At 38.9% G+C, this 15,993-nt stretch carries 24 protein-coding genes; 19 read left to right on the forward strand and 5 right to left on the reverse strand.

The features are described from left to right. Positions 1-29: 29 nt before the first annotated feature. The 6 genes from OCV61_RS11720 (at position 30) to OCV61_RS11745 (ending at position 4,132) form a co-directional block, all read left to right on the forward strand. Complete coding sequence (locus OCV61_RS11720) at positions 30-986, forward strand: D-alanyl-D-alanine carboxypeptidase family protein (protein ID WP_158421991.1); 957 nt, start codon at positions 30-32, stop codon at positions 984-986. A 65-nt stretch (positions 987-1,051) separates the two neighbouring features. Further along, positions 1,052-1,450 carry a winged helix-turn-helix domain-containing protein gene (locus tag OCV61_RS11725; RefSeq protein ID WP_243257161.1) on the forward strand — a complete coding sequence of 133 codons (399 nt, stop codon included), beginning with the start codon at positions 1,052-1,054 and terminating at the stop codon, positions 1,448-1,450. 441 nt (positions 1,451-1,891) lie between these two features. Next, positions 1,892-2,494: a hypothetical protein gene (locus OCV61_RS11730; RefSeq protein ID WP_012744278.1), complete on the forward strand. Its 603-nt coding sequence runs from the start codon at positions 1,892-1,894 to the stop codon at positions 2,492-2,494. A 42-nt stretch (positions 2,495-2,536) separates the two neighbouring features. Then, positions 2,537-3,121 carry an SOS response-associated peptidase gene (locus OCV61_RS11735; protein ID WP_012744277.1) on the forward strand — a complete coding sequence of 195 codons (585 nt, stop codon included), beginning with the start codon at positions 2,537-2,539 and terminating at the stop codon, positions 3,119-3,121. A 23-nt stretch (positions 3,122-3,144) separates the two neighbouring features. Next, positions 3,145-3,603: a YaiI/YqxD family protein gene (locus OCV61_RS11740; protein WP_158421993.1), complete on the forward strand. Its 459-nt coding sequence runs from the start codon at positions 3,145-3,147 to the stop codon at positions 3,601-3,603. Positions 3,604-3,613: 10 nt separating this feature from the next. Then, positions 3,614-4,132 carry a hypothetical protein gene (locus OCV61_RS11745; protein ID WP_012744275.1) on the forward strand — a complete coding sequence of 173 codons (519 nt, stop codon included), beginning with the start codon at positions 3,614-3,616 and terminating at the stop codon, positions 4,130-4,132. A gap of 15 nt (positions 4,133-4,147) precedes the next feature. Here the strand turns inward: OCV61_RS11745 and OCV61_RS11750 are convergent, their stop codons facing one another. Together OCV61_RS11750 and OCV61_RS11755 are read right to left on the reverse strand one after the other, a co-directional pair. Next, entirely contained in the window at positions 4,148-5,527 is a 1,380-nt protein-coding gene (locus OCV61_RS11750; protein ID WP_158421994.1) for a relaxase/mobilization nuclease domain-containing protein, read from the reverse strand. Then, entirely contained in the window at positions 5,494-5,817 is a 324-nt protein-coding gene (locus tag OCV61_RS11755; protein ID WP_012744273.1) for a MobC family plasmid mobilization relaxosome protein, read from the reverse strand. The genes OCV61_RS11750 and OCV61_RS11755 overlap by 34 nt, the downstream gene beginning before the upstream one ends. Positions 5,818-6,066: 249 nt before the next feature. Between OCV61_RS11755 and OCV61_RS11760 the strand changes: the two genes are divergently transcribed. After that, the gene (locus OCV61_RS11760; protein WP_012744272.1) at positions 6,067-6,456 is read left to right on the forward strand and encodes an MmcQ/YjbR family DNA-binding protein; all 390 of its coding nucleotides are present in this window, start codon (positions 6,067-6,069) and stop codon (positions 6,454-6,456) included. Positions 6,457-6,513: 57 nt separating this feature from the next. On the opposite strand, the gene OCV61_RS11765 is transcribed toward OCV61_RS11760, so the two are convergent. Continuing rightward, entirely contained in the window at positions 6,514-6,714 is a 201-nt protein-coding gene (locus OCV61_RS11765; protein WP_005344265.1) for a helix-turn-helix transcriptional regulator, read from the reverse strand. 56 nt (positions 6,715-6,770) lie between these two features. Continuing rightward, entirely contained in the window at positions 6,771-7,502 is a 732-nt protein-coding gene (locus tag OCV61_RS11770; protein ID WP_012744271.1) for a helix-turn-helix domain-containing protein, read from the reverse strand. Between the two features lie 194 nt (positions 7,503-7,696). Between OCV61_RS11770 and dinB the strand changes: the two genes are divergently transcribed. The 5 genes from dinB (at position 7,697) to OCV61_RS11795 (ending at position 10,627) form a co-directional block, all read left to right on the forward strand. Next, positions 7,697-8,944 carry a DNA polymerase IV gene (gene dinB / locus OCV61_RS11775; protein WP_023922632.1) on the forward strand — a complete coding sequence of 416 codons (1,248 nt, stop codon included), beginning with the start codon at positions 7,697-7,699 and terminating at the stop codon, positions 8,942-8,944. Between the two features lie 14 nt (positions 8,945-8,958). Beyond that, positions 8,959-9,171: a LexA family protein gene (locus OCV61_RS11780; protein WP_158421995.1), complete on the forward strand. Its 213-nt coding sequence runs from the start codon at positions 8,959-8,961 to the stop codon at positions 9,169-9,171. A 12-nt stretch (positions 9,172-9,183) separates the two neighbouring features. Then, positions 9,184-9,423, forward strand: coding sequence for a hypothetical protein (locus OCV61_RS11785; protein ID WP_005344271.1), 240 nt, complete (start codon positions 9,184-9,186; stop codon positions 9,421-9,423). Between the two features lie 250 nt (positions 9,424-9,673). Beyond that, positions 9,674-10,246, forward strand: coding sequence for an ArpU family phage packaging/lysis transcriptional regulator (locus OCV61_RS11790; RefSeq protein WP_012744267.1), 573 nt, complete (start codon positions 9,674-9,676; stop codon positions 10,244-10,246). Between the two features lie 9 nt (positions 10,247-10,255). Further along, complete coding sequence (locus tag OCV61_RS11795) at positions 10,256-10,627, forward strand: hypothetical protein (RefSeq protein ID WP_012744266.1); 372 nt, start codon at positions 10,256-10,258, stop codon at positions 10,625-10,627. A gap of 74 nt (positions 10,628-10,701) precedes the next feature. Here the strand turns inward: OCV61_RS11795 and OCV61_RS11800 are convergent, their stop codons facing one another. Beyond that, positions 10,702-10,908, reverse strand: a complete 207-nt coding sequence (locus OCV61_RS11800; RefSeq protein ID WP_015524569.1) for a DUF6219 family protein — start codon at positions 10,906-10,908, stop codon at positions 10,702-10,704. A 179-nt stretch (positions 10,909-11,087) separates the two neighbouring features. Here OCV61_RS11800 and OCV61_RS11805 point away from each other — a divergent pair, with 179 nt between their 5' ends. The 7 genes from OCV61_RS11805 to OCV61_RS11835 all read left to right on the forward strand — a co-directional run bounded on the left by OCV61_RS11805 (position 11,088) and on the right by OCV61_RS11835 (position 15,993). Further along, positions 11,088-11,405: a helix-turn-helix domain-containing protein gene (locus OCV61_RS11805; protein WP_008688152.1), complete on the forward strand. Its 318-nt coding sequence runs from the start codon at positions 11,088-11,090 to the stop codon at positions 11,403-11,405. 151 nt (positions 11,406-11,556) lie between these two features. Then, the gene (locus OCV61_RS11810) at positions 11,557-11,769 is read left to right on the forward strand and encodes a sporulation initiation factor Spo0A C-terminal domain-containing protein (RefSeq protein ID WP_012744264.1); all 213 of its coding nucleotides are present in this window, start codon (positions 11,557-11,559) and stop codon (positions 11,767-11,769) included. A gap of 7 nt (positions 11,770-11,776) precedes the next feature. Then, complete coding sequence (locus OCV61_RS11815; protein ID WP_012744263.1) at positions 11,777-12,208, forward strand: hypothetical protein; 432 nt, start codon at positions 11,777-11,779, stop codon at positions 12,206-12,208. A 327-nt stretch (positions 12,209-12,535) separates the two neighbouring features. Continuing rightward, positions 12,536-13,009 (forward strand): sigma-70 family RNA polymerase sigma factor, encoded by a 474-nt coding sequence (locus OCV61_RS11820; RefSeq protein ID WP_023922628.1) that lies wholly within the window; start codon positions 12,536-12,538, stop codon positions 13,007-13,009. Between the two features lie 574 nt (positions 13,010-13,583). After that, the gene (locus OCV61_RS11825; RefSeq protein WP_012744261.1) at positions 13,584-13,964 is read left to right on the forward strand and encodes a type II toxin-antitoxin system PemK/MazF family toxin; all 381 of its coding nucleotides are present in this window, start codon (positions 13,584-13,586) and stop codon (positions 13,962-13,964) included. Further along, a complete protein-coding gene (locus OCV61_RS11830; protein ID WP_012744260.1) occupies positions 13,945-14,193 on the forward strand; it encodes a DUF6870 family protein in 249 nt (82 codons plus the stop codon). The genes OCV61_RS11825 and OCV61_RS11830 overlap by 20 nt, the downstream gene beginning before the upstream one ends. Before the next feature lie 108 nt (positions 14,194-14,301). After that, complete coding sequence (locus OCV61_RS11835; RefSeq protein WP_158421996.1) at positions 14,302-15,993, forward strand: recombinase family protein; 1,692 nt, start codon at positions 14,302-14,304, stop codon at positions 15,991-15,993.

Here is a 15,993-nt window from a genome sequence, read left to right on the forward strand (position 1 = left end):
AGTTTTGGTGTTGGGAGGTGAGCACATATATGCAGAGAAAACACCGTAAGAAAAAACGATTTGGAGTATTTTTGTTTTTGCTTGTAGTTTGTATCGGCATAGGTATAATGTTTGTGCCGTGGGCAATGCAGCCGGAAAATTTCAGAGAGGTAAAGAATAAAATAAATGGTTTTCTCTACAAAGAAGATTTTCCTGACTCTTATAATGCAAAATCGCTGATTTTGGTGGATTGTTCTGATGATGAAATATTTGTTTCAAAAAACGAGAACGAGCCACAAATTCCTGCAAGTTTAGCCAAGCTGTTTGTTATTGAGTATGCGTCAACTTTAGCAGACCTTGATAGTATCGTTGTTGCAGACTATGGTGCTATTTCACTCACGAAACCTGGCTCGTCTGTTGCTCAAATCAAGGAAAAAGAATACTTTTTACACAATCTATTTGCGGCAATGTTAGTACCGTCAGGGAATGACGCAGCTTATGTGGTTGCTGATTATTGTGGAGGATTACTTTCGCCGCAAGCAGAAAGCTGTCAAGAGCGTGTGAGGATTTTTATGGAGAACTTAAACCTGCATTTGCAACAGCAGGGGTACTTAGACACAGTTTTATATGATCCGAGTGGTTTTGATATGGAGGCATTTACCACCACTTTAGATTTGAAAGAAGTAGTATATCGGTTGTTGGAATACTCGTGGTTTAGAGAAATTGTATCTCAAAACACTTATACGGCAACACTGCCTGATGGCAGTACACAAATATGGCAGAATACAAACGCCTTTCTTGATCCGACATCCGAATATTACAACGAAAATGTATGCGGAATTAAGACTGGCTCTCTGTCTGACGACTATAACTTGATTGTGCTTTATCAGCAGCACGGAAAAGAGTTTTTGATATGCAGTTTAGGCTCTCAGTCCGATTCCTCTCGTTATGACGATGTGAATTTTATTCTGAAAACGATTGATGAATCGTATTATCTCACGCAATAAATCTTATGTTGTCCAAGACAAAAAAACTAACCAAGGGGGGTGATAATATCGGACGAATCGTAATAATGGAGTTCAAAGCACAAGACTCAACAGCCTTTGACGATATGCTGGCTTTTGTAAAACAGCACCCTGATTTTGAAAAATTAGAGATTTCATATGAGCCGACATTATCCCTTTCCGGCTTAGAAATCAATTTGAGCCGGCGCAGAGTTATCAATAACGGTCAGGAAATTGAACTGACCGTCAAAGAGTACGATATACTCTGCTTGCTCGCAGCCAATAAAGGTCGTGTTCTTACATACGAGCAGATTTATGATAAGGTGTGGGGCGAAATATCAGCAGGCAATGAAAAGGATACCGTAGGCTTTCACATTCGGAATCTTCGTAAAAAACTTTGTGATACAAACTCTCGCTTTTCCATAGATAGTGTTCGTGAGATCGGCTACCGCTTTAACAGTCAGTAAGCAGTCCCTCGTAGTTCATAATGAATTGCGAGGGATTATTCATTTTCTAAGACGGTATGTCGGAATTTGATAAATCCCTGCAAATGTTGATTTTATACGACTGTTAAGAGCAATATCGTGTCTAAACTTGCGACTGGACTTTGCATTTTCTACGAGTTATCTTCGTAATATCTCGGCATTATACTACTGGAATGTTTATCATAAACAGGGCATGATTTATGGCAGAATGGGCAGTCGTTCTCGTGCCATTTATTAGGTCTTGCTTGGATACGAATATGTTTAACTCCATTCTTATCAGAGTAAAGATTACAATTTTTTATAACTGTGTTCTTGACATTAAGGACACTTTTGCATAATGTATTAACTGAAGCCACTTGTGAATACTCCTTTTGTGTTTTTCTTCGCAGTTAATACATTAAAGGACACAAGTGTTTTTTCAATATGGTGTTGTTAATTTATGGTGTTAGGCTTCCACCATTATGCCAGAAGCCTCATATAAATTTATTGGGAAGAGTTACCGATCAAGTTTTCTCAGAATCCGAAGAATGGGATATTGATACGGTGTCAGAAACTATTGCATCGGAATATGAAAGAGCAACGAATCTTTCGATAAATAAAGAGAAGCAGAATTTGCCAATAGAAGAAAAACGAACGATAGATGTTAAAGAAATACGAGAATGGCTGAACTTTATTATTACGATTATATCAGTTGTTTTGGGAGTTACGAATTCTTCAGCAACAACGATAAATAATTACAATTATACACAACAAGTCAATAATTATTACATCGTTGGAATGGGATATGATGCGAAGGAGCTAAATACGACTAAATATAGAATCGTTAATAGAGAATCTATTGTACGACTGAAGCATGACTGCCATTCGATTGTAATTGAAAAGCTTGAGGAAGGGAAAGTTGTTAGAATTATAGATAAATATAAAAAGTGGCGACAGATAATTTGGGAGAATGAAGATGGTGAAGAATGTATGGGGTGGATTCAAAATTATAAATTAACTGAGTTTAAAGTGCCTAGAAATAAATGATGTATATTTGATGAAATAGAATCTATAAGTGAAGGAAGTATTATGTGTGGTAGATATTATATTGATTCTGATATGGCAGATGAAATCGAAAAAGTAGTGCATGATATAGACCAACGGATCCGGCAGGAACATTTTGCAGGAGATATCTTTCCAACCAATGTAGCACCGATCATTGAAAAATCAGAACATGGATTGAAACTGGATGTTTGCAAGTGGGGATATCCATTGTCACAAGGAAAGAATCTGGTTATAAATGCAAGAGCAGAATCTGTTATGGACAAACCTTCTTTTCGAAATGGAATCCTCTATCACCGCATTTTGATACCGGCAAGTGGGTTCTATGAATGGAATCGGTTAAAAGAGAAAAATACATTTTCCAGATATGATGCACCAGTATTGTATATGGCTGGCTTCTGTGATTGGTTTGAGAATGAACGACGATTTGTGATTATGACTACAGCAGCCAATGAATCTATGATAAAAGTACATGATCGTATGCCGCTGATATTGGAAAAAGGACAGCTGAAAGATTGGTTCGATGACAGGAAAATGGAGCAAATTCTGCATCAGGTACCGGTTCAGCTAAAACGAGAGGCAGAATACGAACAGCAGAGCTTATTCTTATAATGGTTCAGAGGAGAAATAGAAAGATGCAAATATTTGTTGATGCAGATGCCTGCCCAGTGGTTGCGATCATTGAAAAGATTGCAAAAGATAATAGTGTTCCGGTAATGTTGTTGTGTGATACAAACCATGTTCTGTCATCGACTTATAGTAAAGTTGTTGTTGTCGGTGCAGGAGCAGATGCAGTAGATTATAAACTGATTAGTATCTGCCATAAAGGAGATATTGTCGTATCACAGGACTATGGTGTGGCTGCAATGGCATTGGGAAAAGGTGCTTATGCTATTCATCAATCAGGTAAATGGTACACGGATGATAATATTGATCAGATGCTAATGGAACGTCACCTGAGTAAAAAAGCCAGAAGAAGTTCCCGTAAATGTCATGTCAAGGAACCGAAGAAGCGGACGGAGGAAGATGATGAAAGATTCGCTCAGTCTTTTGAAAAAATGCTTTTGATGGCACGGGAGAAAGAAGGCAGATGAGGAATTGTAGATGCAGAGGAACGACAGAAGCTATAAAGACTTAAAACAAAAACAGAAGAGTGCAATAGCAGATAAAACATACAAAATGCACTTGAAGTTTTATCTTGAGAATCAGCGAATGCCGGATGCTACTGAAATGAATGATATATGCAAAAGTTTGTTTACGGCAGTTCAATCGCTTGCTCCTAAAACGGAATATGAAGAATTTTATAAAATTGTTGAAAAGCGTGAAAAGAGTTATGAAGAACGTATCCTGAGAGACATTCAGAATGGAATTATAATAGAAACACTTATGGCAAAAAAACATAAGAAAACGCCGGAAGAAAAAGCAGCTGTTGCGAAACAAAAGAAGCAGCAGAGGCGAGCAAGACGGAAACAAGAAACAAGAGATAATCTGGCTAAAGAAGAAATCTTGCAAGATGACAGATTTTTCGTTATTGCCGGTTATACCTCCGGAGGTGCACCGTATGGTGTCACCTGGGAGGAAATGGGTCTGAAACCTTGGGAAGATTTGGAAGAGAATAATTGAGTTGTCAGTGCAATCTTATTTATCTCTTGTGACAGAAACAGGTTCCCGTTTTGCCGGAAGTAAGTCTGAATTGATTTCAGGAGCATCGAGCAGCACAGAGAAATTTTGCTGAATGATATCCAGTGTTTTCTGCTTTTTCTGTAATTTCTGTTTTTCCCGGACGGTAGCAGCTTGTTCAGATTCAAGATTTTCAATCCGCTTCTGGATTTTTTCAGAGCTAGGGATTTTGGTAACACCGAGATCCTGAAGCTCTTTTTTTAGTGAATCGTGGAGTTGGTATTCTGCCAGATGCTTGGAACGGTATTCTTTTGGATTTTTTGCAGATTTGCAATCTTCTATCACTTTACGGCAGAGCCGGTAAGAATCACAGTGTTTCTGAATGACTTTCTGCGTGCTTAGCTCACTGGTGATGTGTGCTATTCTCTGATCAGCCGCTTTAACAGAAGCATCAACATCAGAAACATGCTGCCTGAAATCCTCATAATTCAGTAGGTTATTTTCTGAAAGATAGTTGAAGGTGCGGGCTGCCTCTTTTAGATTATTGAGTTTTGCCCAATGTTCAAATCCTTCTCGATTGCCAGTCGTTACATACGTGGAGATATTGATATACAGGCGAGCTTCTCTGGACAGATGTTTTGTAGTTTTCACTTTGCTACGATTTTTAGCTAAGCGGATGCGGACGTTTTCTTCCGTATAATAACTTCCCAGAGATTTCATATAAGTGAAATTTTTTTGTTCCGGTGCACGGAAAGAAAGATGCTTTCCCTGCCGGACTTCATATCCAGCTAACTGCATTTTTTGTAGAAATTCCTCATAGTTGATGGAAGTCCAGATTGCTTTATCAACTGCAACACGTAGCTTGGCTTTCCAACTGGTGCCACGATGATATTCCATGTTCTCTTTATAGCTTTTTCCTTTTTCTCCGGTTGGCATACTGGTGGCAAGTCCATTTTCCAGGCAGATACGATTACTGATTCTGCAGAGTTTATGGTAGCTCCGCTTATTGGAAACATACTTGTGATGATCAACAAAGCTTGCAGCGTTGAAGATGATATGGTTATGAATGTGCTTTTTATCAACATGGGTACTGATCACGTATTCATATTTTCCTTTCAGTACTTCGGCTGCAAATTGCTGTCCTAAGCGATGGGCAGTTTCGGCATCAACTTCTCCAGGTTTAAATGACTGGATCAGATGAAATGCCAGGTTATCACCTTTGTCCATTCCATTCTTTTTTGCCATTTCTCTAGTCATGGAAAATTCGAGATCAGCAGTTTCCGGGGAACAGCCAAAACTGGAAACCAGCAGTTTTTCATCAGTCTTGTCTGGATTCGTGATATAGTCCAGAGCTTTCTTGTCTGTTACTTTAATGGGGAAGATCTTAATATATGCCATAGTTCTTTCACCATCTCTTTCAATTCTTGCATTTCTTCCGGATATAGATCTCCGGTGGTATTTACCTTTTTTGCAATCTGGTTGATATTTATGCCAATCTTGTGCATTTCCTCATACTGTTTCTTCAGAGGAGTTGTATCTGTGTTGACGATGTAGCCGTCGATTGCCATCTTACGCAGATAAGCTCCCATGTTCTTGGTTTTTGATTCTATCATCTTCCTGCGGATTAGCTTTCGTTCTTCTTCTGTGACATAAAAATGAATTTCTTTGTTTCTTTTTCTTTCAGCCATTAGCAGTTTCTCCTTTCTGAGAGGGCAGTAGTATCGTTGCTTTCAGCGTTTTTCAATTCAGGGCAGGGTACCCTAAATTGGGATTTTCCGGAAGTGTATCCTCACTTCCTGTCCTTGCTGTTTTACCCCTCTATTAGTTAAAGTCAGGAGAACCGGGAAAATGCAAAAGAATTTGGCAGGTAGTACGGGAACTGAAAATATGGTATGATTATGGGCAGGATATCAGAAGAATCAGGAGTTGAATAAACTGTGAAGAAAGAAGAAATTTTTGAATATGTGAAGAAACAGTATGGTACGGTGCCGGAGTATTTATGGGCACAATCACCAGATAATGCTGTGCTACGACATAAGAATGGAAAATGGTATGCTGTGGTCATGACGGTTGAAAAATCGAAACTGGGATTAGAAGGAAAAGATCCGGTTGATATCATGGACGTAAAGTGTGATCCGGACATGACGAATATGATTATTCAGACTTATGGATTTTTACCTGGATACCATATGAATAAGCAGCACTGGATCACGATTTTACTGGATGGTTCTGTCAGTGAGGCTAAGACACTGGACTTTTTGGATATGAGCTATGACCTGATTGACGGAGCAGGCAGAAAAGAAGAAAATGTAAGTGGATTACAGTGATTTTTGAGCAAAAGGAAAACCGGGGATTTTACTCCTCGGTTTTCTGGCTGTTGTGCTTCAGTCTTCAACTTGAAAAATATCTTCTACAGGCACTTTCAGGTAATGTGCCAGCCGGATTGCAATCTCAAGAGAGGGATTTCGTTCTCCACGTTCGATGCGGCCTATCGTCTGGCTGCAGGAACCTATGGCTTCAGCCAAATCTGCTTGAATGAGATTCCGTTCTTCACGAATATCTTTTAATGTATTATTGATTGCCATTCAATCACTTCCTTTGCTTATTGTTATCAGTAGGATCATGAACCTGCTGTTGAAATCTAATGAAATCCTGGAATTTCTGCACCTTTGCATTTCCCGATTACTTTTCCAAAAATCTTAAAAGAGTCAGATTCCAAAACTTGGATAGGACGATATTTTTGATTTAAAGAGATCAGATAAACACCATCTGGCTCATCGTGTAATTCCTTGATGTAAGTATTGCCGTTGAGATAGAAGATTCCAATTTCACCATTAGCAAGAGAATCTTTTTTCTGAATCCATGCAACATCGTCTGTATGATAAAGTGGCTCCATACTATCACCAGAGATCCGCACACCAAAGTCAGTCTGCTCAGGAGCAAGATGTCCTACGTCATAGGTTTCTTTTACAGAATCTTCCAGGTAATTTCCAGTACCAGCAGAAACTGGTTCCCAGGTAATTTCTACAGGATGATGGAATGGGATAATCTTTGCAGACAGTGGAGAAAACTTTTTAGAAGCTTTCAAAATATCAGCAAATTCAATCAATTTATTTCTGCCTTCTTCATTCAATCCACTCATAATGTTATATGGATTTTCTCCAAAGAAGGATTCATATATATCTTCGATATCAAGTAACTGGCAAAGTGTCAGGAAAACATGTAAAGCGGGTTCTCGTGCATTGTTCTCCCATTTGGAGAGTGCTTTTGTAGTGACCTGAATACCTTCCTGAGAAAGCAGGTTTACCAGATCTGATTGAGAGTATCCTTTCTTTTTTCTATTTTCTGCTAATATTTCCCCGAAATCACGCATTTGTTCGCCTCATTTCTATTTGAATTTTCTATATGCATTATACCGTATGTTAGAAATAAAATCAACAATAATCTCCGAAATGGAGAAAATACAACCAAGATGTTACTTGACTATCTCCGAAATGTCGATATATACTAAACATACAGAAATTGATAAGACATTATGTTGAAGGAAGCAGCTGGGAGGTGAAAAGTTTGAGTGAGCGTGTGATCCTGCATAGTGATATGAACTGTTTTTATGCCAGTGTAGAAATGCTACATCATCCGGAATTTGCTGGAATGCCTCTGGCAGTCGGTGGTGATCCGGAAGCCCGGCATGGAATTGTGCTGACAGCAAATTATATTGCCAAGAAAAAAGGAGTAAAAACCGGAATGGCATTATGGCAGGCGAAACAGGTTTGCCCGGAAATTATTTTTGTACCACCACGGATGGATTTATATTTGCGATTTTCTCAAATGGCAAGGGAAATCTATTCAGAGTATACAGATAAAATTGAGCCATATGGAATTGATGAAGCCTGGCTGGATGTATCAGATAGTGGAAATCTGAAAGGAAGCGGAATGACGATTGCGAGAGAAATCAGCCATCGGATTAAATACGAACTTGGAGTAACAGTGAGTATTGGAATTTCCTGGAATAAGATTTATGCGAAACTTGGTTCAGATTACAAAAAGCCGGATGCAATCACAGAGTTTAATCGAGAAAATTATAAAGACAGGATATGGCAGCTTCCTGCGTCAGATTTGCTTTATGTCGGAAGACAGACAAATAAGAAATTGCAAAAACTTGGAATCCGGACAATCGGGCAACTTGCGGAATCAGACGAAAAGTTGTTAGAGAGCCATTTTGGAAAAATAGGAAATGTATTATGGGCTTTCGCAAATGGCTGGGATGAAGATCCGGTTTGCAAGGAAGGGTATGAAGCTCCAGTAAAGTCGATAGGTAATAGCACCACAACACCGAGAGATCTGGAAAATGATCTGGATGTTTGGATCATTCAAATAGCATTGGCAGAAAGTGTAGCTGCACGATTGCGGAAACATGGATTTAAATGCAAAACAGTAGAAATTACAGTTCGAGATAATGGATTGTATAGTTTTTCCAGACAGATACATTTACGACAGCCAACGAATATTACAAATGAGATTGTAACTGCAGCATTTCAGCTATTTAAAGATAATTACAAATGGGAACATCCCATTAGAAGCCTGGGAATCCGAGCTGCGGATCTTGTGTTAGATGATATTCCCGTGCAGTTGGATTTATTTGGAAATCAGGAGAAAAAAGAAAAGTTAGAGAAGCTGGATCGTACTGTAGATGAGATAAGACGACGGTTTGGATATTTCAGTATACAGCGAGCGGCAATGTACCAGGATAAAGTCTTATCCCACTTAGACGCTGGTACGCACACGGTCCATCCACACAGTTATTTTCATGGGTAATTGGAGGGATAGATTTGAAAAAAGCATTAACCAGAAAACAGGAAGAAAGTTATCAGTGTATTTTGAATTATACGAAGGAGCATGGATATCCGCCGACAGTTCGGGAATTTGGAGAGTTGATCGGGGTGAAATCAACATCATCTGCTTTTTCCAGAATCAAGCAGTTGGAGTTAAATGGATATATCCGCAGAATCCCGGCATCGCCAAGAGCAATCGAGATTTTATAGTGAGGTGTCGGCATGAACAAAGTATATGTAGATGTAGTGGCAGAGTTTCGGAAAGACGGACAGCTGGTTCCCATATTTTTTACATGGGAGGATGGAAGAAAGTATAGCATTGACAGAATTTTGAAAATCGAGCGATGCGCCAGCAGAAAGGCAGGCGGTGTAGGAATGATGTACACCTGTATGATACAGGGACAGGAAAGCCATTTGTTTTACGAAGTGGATAAATGGTTTATGGAGAGAAAAACAGCATAAGGAGAGATAGGTATAGACGATATTATTTGGATTATTAACCGGCAGGGATAGTCACTTTCCCTTTATATTCCTGCAGGTTTTACATAAGAAGATGGATTCCGGTCAGCAAAGGCAACTCCCACAATGCCTTTTGGATATCCGCTTCTGCAAATTGTAGTAAGTAATTGCTTCCCATCAAAATCATGGGGAAAGCGAACTGGTCTGAAAGACCGCCAGTTAGTGTGATGATGATAAGGAGATTTTGAAACTGATGACAGACAGAGATTATGCAATTAAATCAATGAAAGAGATTACCTTCCAGATGGCAAGCCATGCACAGGATTATCTGGAAGTTACAATCGAAAGACATTATACTGATATTAAAGAACTGATGACAAGTTACCAGAAGCTGATTTTGGAAAATCAGGTCGTATTGGAAGAACTGGATATGGAGTGCCAGGAGAAGATCAATGAAGATATGGCATATGCGTTAAGCTACCTGAGCATTTATAATCATCAGCTGAACGTGCCAAAGATGCACCGGGAGATGAATAACCTGATGATTATTTATGGACTGTCGGACATGATCTATCGGGGAATGACACTGGTGAAATTTTATGCTCCCAATGGTGTGACACTCAGTGAAATTCTTCATTCCTGCTTTTGCAGTCATTACAATAAGACAGATGTGGAAGTGCAGCAGGAACTGGGAATAGGCAGGACTTCTTTTTATAAGATGAAGAAGCAGGCCCTTGGATATTTAGGATTTTATTTTTATGAGATCGTGGTACCGCAGGCAAAGGATAAAAGATTTAAACCGTCACTGGGCGTAGAGGAAGAGTAGGTGAGTAATATGAGATACGAAGATTCGATGAAAGGTGTAGCTGCTCAGATAATCAAAGAACAGCAGCGAGCCAGTAAAATAAAAAACAATCCAGAAGAGTTCCATTGGCATGACGAATATGCAACGTTGAATTTCTTTCGGTTTATCTGCAAAAATATCGGTAACTTGGGAAATGGAGAAATTGAGAAAATGGTCACACGCTTGAAAAGCATAGATCAGAAAGCAGTGGAAAACCATGTGAATGGTGCTGTTTGGGCATTTGATTATGATAAGATGTTCTGTGTACTGATGGAAAATGAAATTTGCCGAAAGGTGTGTGAAAAGAATAAATATAATAGTTGGATGAAGTTGATTGGACAGTATTGTGTTTCAATGGCTTAAAGATGAAGAAAGTTGTTGGAGGGAAAAAACTCTCCAGCAACTTTGTCTTTGATGAATAGAGGTCAATTTTTTGTTCAATTATTTTCACTATTGTTTGATTCAGTGATTTTTTTCTTCTTTGGAGAAACCAGTTTGTGACCGGAATAAATGGACATGCCCATACAAAGCAATGAAGAATAGGCAAAGTATTTATGTGCAGTCATAGATTTTCTGATTCCAGAATAAATGCATCCCAACATACAGAAAAGTGCGCCTAGGGACCAGTATTTATGTGATTTCATGATTTGATACCTCCTTTGATTTAGCTGCTTCAATCATAACTCTATTTTACGAATATGCAAAGAAAATCTTGAAATATAGTTCTGTAGAATTAGAACTTGGCTTTGCGATTCTGTATATTTAAGATATCCACAAGTATACTAAATCCAGAACGATTATTCGTTCTGGAGGAGGTGTTACGATGGATTTGAAGGCAGTAGGACAGCGAATCAAATCAGCACGAGAAGCAAAAAATCTCACGCAAGAGGAACTGGCTGCATTAGTAAATTTAAGTCCGACGCATGTGAGTGTAATAGAGAGAGGCTTGAAAGTTACAAAATTGGATACCTTTGTTGCAATTGCAAATGCATTAGATGTTTCTGCAGATACTCTTTTGATTGATGTTGTGGCACATTCAGTTACAGGTGTTACCAATGAGCTGACAGAGAAAATAGAAAAACTTCCGATCAAAGAGCAGAAAAAAATTATCAAAGTAATTCATACATTATTGGAAGAGTAATATGACAAAATGGGAAGAGCAAGTAGCTCTTCTTTTTTTTGACTTTTTATTCCGCTTTAAATTGTAAAGTGTCTTTTCATGATAATAGAAATATGCTAAATTAGTTCTATAGAACAATGTGTAATTCTACTTATATATTGGAGGAAAATGAATGAGAGAGAAAACTATTTATGAGAAAATTGCAAAAAAGTACAACACAACACCAGAAGAGGTACGCAGAGAAATGCAGATAGCCATAGATGCAGGATTTGATAATCCTGATCCGGATGTGCAGGAAGAATGGAAGAAAATGACACTTAAAGGAGACAGACCCACACCGGAAGAAGTAATCAATTACGCAGTAAAACAATTAAAAGGAAATTAATGAAAATATGAAAAGAAAGATAATTGCAGTAATCTCAGGAGCAGTCATCTTGATAATTGCTACAGGAAGTATTTATGGGAAACCTGAATCTGGTCATAAGGAAGGTGAACCTGATGTAGTAGGAACATTTTCCATAAATCAGGATGAAAATCTAACCGTAGTAGCTAACCGGGAAAATATTGAGGATAGAGAAGCGTTTGCAAGAGAACTTTTGCAGATGTACAAGGAGAATTCTTTTCATTCGACAAAATTCTCCACAGACAGGGGATATGCGACGAGTCTTGATATGAACATCTATTTATGGAAAGAGGATATTGAAGATGGGGAATCGGTAATGACAGCCGAATACAGACCTGTAGAATATGGAAAGGACTATGATGTTGTCAATAATCCTGATAAATTTCAACTATATATAGATGGAAAAGAAGTAGAAGAATAACACGGTGAACTTTTTATACTGAAATATGTACGATTTCAATAATGATGTGAACTTATAGGAATGTATTGCGGATACTTTGTGAACTTTATCCTGATACAATGATTATGCTGATGAAAGAAGGCATAGATAACTGAATATAAGAAAGAGACGAAAGCCTCAGTAGTTAAGAAAAAAACTACTGGGGCTTTTTTTCGTGCCTGAATTTCTCAGCCAATAACTGCGGGTATGTCCCGGCAGGATAAAGGCGGAGCAGGCATGATTCTAAACAGAGGTCCGCCTTCTGGATTTGAAACAAGCAACGAGATTTCAAATTCAGGAGGAACGGACATGTATATTGAACACCCATATTTTTATGAAGGAAAGTATTACGCAAATATTGATGGAGAGATGATTGAGATTACAAAAGAGGTTGCGTATGCGATGAACAATTTTTATAGAAGCAGCAAGGCAAAAAAGGTAGAAATCAAAAACGAATTGGGAGAGGTCGTGGACAAGATGTTGAGGGAAGTACCTTACAGTGGTCAGTCCATTGATGGAGAAGGCTTTATGATAGAGGATTTTCCGGATCTGAATTGTGATGTGGAGCATAGTGTGCTGACAAAAATGGAACAGCAGGATATCCACAAAGTGATCAATCAGCTGAACTCCGAGGAACGCATGATTATTTACGGTATTTTCTTTGAAAACAAGACACAGACACAGATGGCAGAGATTATGGGAATTTCCAGACAGATGCTGTCATACAAGCTGAAATCCATTCTTAATAAGATGCGTGAAATGTATATGAATAAATTTTTTTAAAAAATTTTTCAAAATCTTTTGCATCTTCCGAAGTCATTTGACTTTAGTAATTAGAGGAGCTTTAAGGACTCCCTAAAACGCACCGTGATAACTGAATATCCAATAATAACTGACGTGACATTTCATACAGTGAGCACGAGGAAGATGCCGCTATAGGATTATAAGACGTAAAAACATTTTTAGAGCTAATAATGCTGCGAAAAAGCACTGACCAAAGCCAGTCGGCAGGCTGGTGATGCGATGACATGTGTGAGATGCGATACACTTGCAGACCCTGAGAAGTCTGTAATTGGTAAACCTATGAACTGCCAGAGCCTGGAAACGAGAGTTTTTGGGTTGTGGTCCGGAGTATAGCATTCGGACAGGTTATTATTCCCTTCCTGCAGATGCAGGAGTAACGATTCGGGGTATCGAGGATAAATAGAATCGAGCGAGCACTGTTTAATAATCAAATTGGTTATAGAGGTTATGCGGCAGAGCTTTCCATCTTGGAAAGGAACTCTGCCGTATTCCTGTGGAGCCAATATAGCGCTAGGGATGCTTTACAAATAAAAAAAGATTGGAGAGATGACAAGTGACGATTCGAAGAGGAGATATCTTATGGGCGGATCTCGGTATGTTTCCGACAACTTCGGTTCAGGGTGGAGTAAGACCGGTGATCGTAGTAAGTAACAACAAAGCTAATACATACAGTTCAGTCATTACAGTAGTTCCGCTGACGTCAAGAATATATAAGAAGCGGTATTTGCCAACACATGTATTTATCAGTAAGTACGATATGACAGGGATCCGAAAAGGAAGCCTGGCATTGGCTGAACAGGTTATGAGTATTTCTACAAAATGTATTATTGAGAAATGCGGAAGAGTAAATAAGTGGAGCCTGGATCGGGTACTGAAAGCAGTACGGATTCAGATGGGAATGGAAGGAGAAGGGCATGACAGCAGAGGAATATAGAAATTATCTGGATCAGGATTTCAGTGATGTGGATATCAATGAAATGACTGATCTACGGATGATAAAAACAGACAGAAATAAATCGCTTCAGGAACGGAGAGATATTTTTCTGAATAAAGTAGGAAATCCTTATCTGGTCCGGATCGGTAATATGAAAGTAAAAGTCAGATTTGCAAATAACGGTATATCTATGGAGCAGGCATTTGAGAATATGCTTCTGAGTGTCTGAAAAAGTACTGGTAAAATTGAGGGGACTGTGTTAGAATGTCGGTAAGGACAAATTATGCAGCCCCCTTTTATTACATGGATTTTCTGACGTAATAAAAGGAGGTAAGATATGTATCAGAATATCAATAAAATCTATCATGCCGCCATCTATGTCAGATTATCTAAAGAAGATGGCGATATTTCCAGTTCAGCAAAACTGGAAAGTAACAGCATTTCTAACCAGAAAGCTTTGATTCTGGATTTCCTGAAAGACAAAAAAGATATTGAAGTTGTTTCAGTCCGAGTTGATGATGGCTACTCAGGCTCTAATTTTGAGCGCCCTGCATTCCAGGCAATGCTGGAAGATATCCGGCATGGGATTGTAGACTGCGTAGTGGTAAAAGATTTATCACGATTTGGAAGGGAATATATTGATTCCGGGAAGTATATCGAGAGATTATTCCCGGCTCTTGGTGTGCGTTTTATTGCTATCAATGATAATTATGACAGTCTTAAGGGAAAGAATCAGGCAGACGAAATCATTATCCCATTTAAAAATTTAATCAACGATGCTTATTGTCGTGATATTTCTATTAAGATCAGGAGTAATCTTGAGATTAAGAGGAAAAAAGGTGAGTGCGTGACTCCGTTTGTAGCATTTGGATACAGGAAGACAAAGACAGATAAGCATAAATTAGAGATTGACCCATCTGCAGGCAGCGTAGTACAGGATATTTTTAAGATGAAGCTGCGGGGAATGAGTCAGGATGCGATCGCTAATCGTTTAAATGAACTGGGTATTCTTTCCCCATTTGAATATAAAATCAGCAGCGGCAGTCATTATGAAACTGGCTTCCGGCAGAAAGAACAGTCACTTTGGAGTTCCGTTACAGTCCGTAGGATACTGGAAAACGAGGTTTATATCGGAAATCTTGTGCAGGGAAAAAGGACAACACCGAACCATAAAGTGAAGCAGACTTATGTGAAACCGGAAGATGACTGGATCCGGATTGAGAAAAATCATGAGCCACTGGTGAGTGACCGTGATTTTGAAATTGTGCAGAGGCTTCTGGGCATGGATACACGTACTTCACCTTACCAAAAGCAGGTATATCTGTTGTCCGGAATTGCTGTATGTGCGGATTGTGGTGCACCTATGACAAGAAAGGTTTCCACTGTGGCAGGAAAAAAATATGCTTATTATCTATGTTCCACAAATAAAGAAACAAAACACTGTTCCAGTCACAGAATACCGGAAAAGGATCTGGAAGATGCCGTACTGGTGATGTTGAAACAGCATATCCAGAATATCCTGCACCTGAAAAGAATCCTGGAATTTATTGGTACTGTGCCATTTCAGAAGATCAATATGAAGAAGCTGCAGGACAGGCTGGAGAAGAAAAAGCAGGAGACAGAACGCTGTAAGGAGTTACGGATAATGCTCTATTCGGATATGAAAGAGGGCATTGTATCAAAAGAAGACTATGTAGAGCTTCATGCAGCCTATGGAAAGCGGCTTAGAAATGCGGAAGAGAGTATCCGTGCGATCCAGAAAGAAATGGATAGTGAGCTGGAAAAAGCAGACAAAGCCAATACCTGGCTGGATTATTTTGTGAAGTATCAGGATATTGAAGAACTGTCCCGCACAGTGGTGGTAGAACTGATCAGGCAAATCAGAGTATATGATAAAAAGAATATAGAGATCACTTTTGATTTTGATGATTGTTATCAGACATTGCTGAATCAATTACCGTCTATGGGAGTTGATACGGTAATAGATGATGATAATAATCTGCAGGTCAAGGTAAAGGAGGTTGTATAA

This window comes from Blautia ammoniilytica (genome assembly GCF_025566965.1).
GTDB classification, from domain to species: Bacteria; Bacillota; Clostridia; order Lachnospirales; family Lachnospiraceae; genus Blautia_A; species Blautia_A ammoniilytica.

What these genes read in the sequence shown, in the direction of transcription:
- OCV61_RS11720 (WP_158421991.1), top strand. Translation starts at nt 30, where the DNA reads ATGCAGAGAAAACACCGTAAGAAAAAACGATTTGGAGTATTTTTGTTT.
- OCV61_RS11725 (WP_243257161.1), top strand. Translation starts at nt 1,052, where the DNA reads ATGGAGTTCAAAGCACAAGACTCAACAGCCTTTGACGATATGCTGGCT.
- OCV61_RS11730 (WP_012744278.1), top strand. Translation starts at nt 1,892, where the DNA reads ATGGTGTTGTTAATTTATGGTGTTAGGCTTCCACCATTATGCCAGAAG.
- OCV61_RS11735 (WP_012744277.1), top strand. Translation starts at nt 2,537, where the DNA reads ATGTGTGGTAGATATTATATTGATTCTGATATGGCAGATGAAATCGAA.
- OCV61_RS11740 (WP_158421993.1), top strand. Translation starts at nt 3,145, where the DNA reads ATGCAAATATTTGTTGATGCAGATGCCTGCCCAGTGGTTGCGATCATT.
- OCV61_RS11745 (WP_012744275.1), top strand. Translation starts at nt 3,614, where the DNA reads ATGCAGAGGAACGACAGAAGCTATAAAGACTTAAAACAAAAACAGAAG.
- OCV61_RS11750 (WP_158421994.1), bottom strand. Translation starts at nt 5,527, where the DNA reads ATGGCATATATTAAGATCTTCCCCATTAAAGTAACAGACAAGAAAGCT.
- OCV61_RS11755 (WP_012744273.1), bottom strand. Translation starts at nt 5,817, where the DNA reads ATGGCTGAAAGAAAAAGAAACAAAGAAATTCATTTTTATGTCACAGAA.
- OCV61_RS11765 (WP_005344265.1), bottom strand. Translation starts at nt 6,714, where the DNA reads ATGGCAATCAATAATACATTAAAAGATATTCGTGAAGAACGGAATCTC.
- OCV61_RS11770 (WP_012744271.1), bottom strand. Translation starts at nt 7,502, where the DNA reads ATGCGTGATTTCGGGGAAATATTAGCAGAAAATAGAAAAAAGAAAGGA.
- OCV61_RS11785 (WP_005344271.1), top strand. Translation starts at nt 9,184, where the DNA reads ATGAACAAAGTATATGTAGATGTAGTGGCAGAGTTTCGGAAAGACGGA.
- OCV61_RS11790 (WP_012744267.1), top strand. Translation starts at nt 9,674, where the DNA reads ATGACAGACAGAGATTATGCAATTAAATCAATGAAAGAGATTACCTTC.
- OCV61_RS11795 (WP_012744266.1), top strand. Translation starts at nt 10,256, where the DNA reads ATGAGATACGAAGATTCGATGAAAGGTGTAGCTGCTCAGATAATCAAA.
- OCV61_RS11800 (WP_015524569.1), bottom strand. Translation starts at nt 10,908, where the DNA reads ATGAAATCACATAAATACTGGTCCCTAGGCGCACTTTTCTGTATGTTG.
- OCV61_RS11805 (WP_008688152.1), top strand. Translation starts at nt 11,088, where the DNA reads ATGGATTTGAAGGCAGTAGGACAGCGAATCAAATCAGCACGAGAAGCA.
- OCV61_RS11810 (WP_012744264.1), top strand. Translation starts at nt 11,557, where the DNA reads ATGAGAGAGAAAACTATTTATGAGAAAATTGCAAAAAAGTACAACACA.
- OCV61_RS11815 (WP_012744263.1), top strand. Translation starts at nt 11,777, where the DNA reads ATGAAAAGAAAGATAATTGCAGTAATCTCAGGAGCAGTCATCTTGATA.
- OCV61_RS11820 (WP_023922628.1), top strand. Translation starts at nt 12,536, where the DNA reads ATGTATATTGAACACCCATATTTTTATGAAGGAAAGTATTACGCAAAT.
- OCV61_RS11830 (WP_012744260.1), top strand. Translation starts at nt 13,945, where the DNA reads ATGACAGCAGAGGAATATAGAAATTATCTGGATCAGGATTTCAGTGAT.
- OCV61_RS11835 (WP_158421996.1), top strand. Translation starts at nt 14,302, where the DNA reads ATGTATCAGAATATCAATAAAATCTATCATGCCGCCATCTATGTCAGA.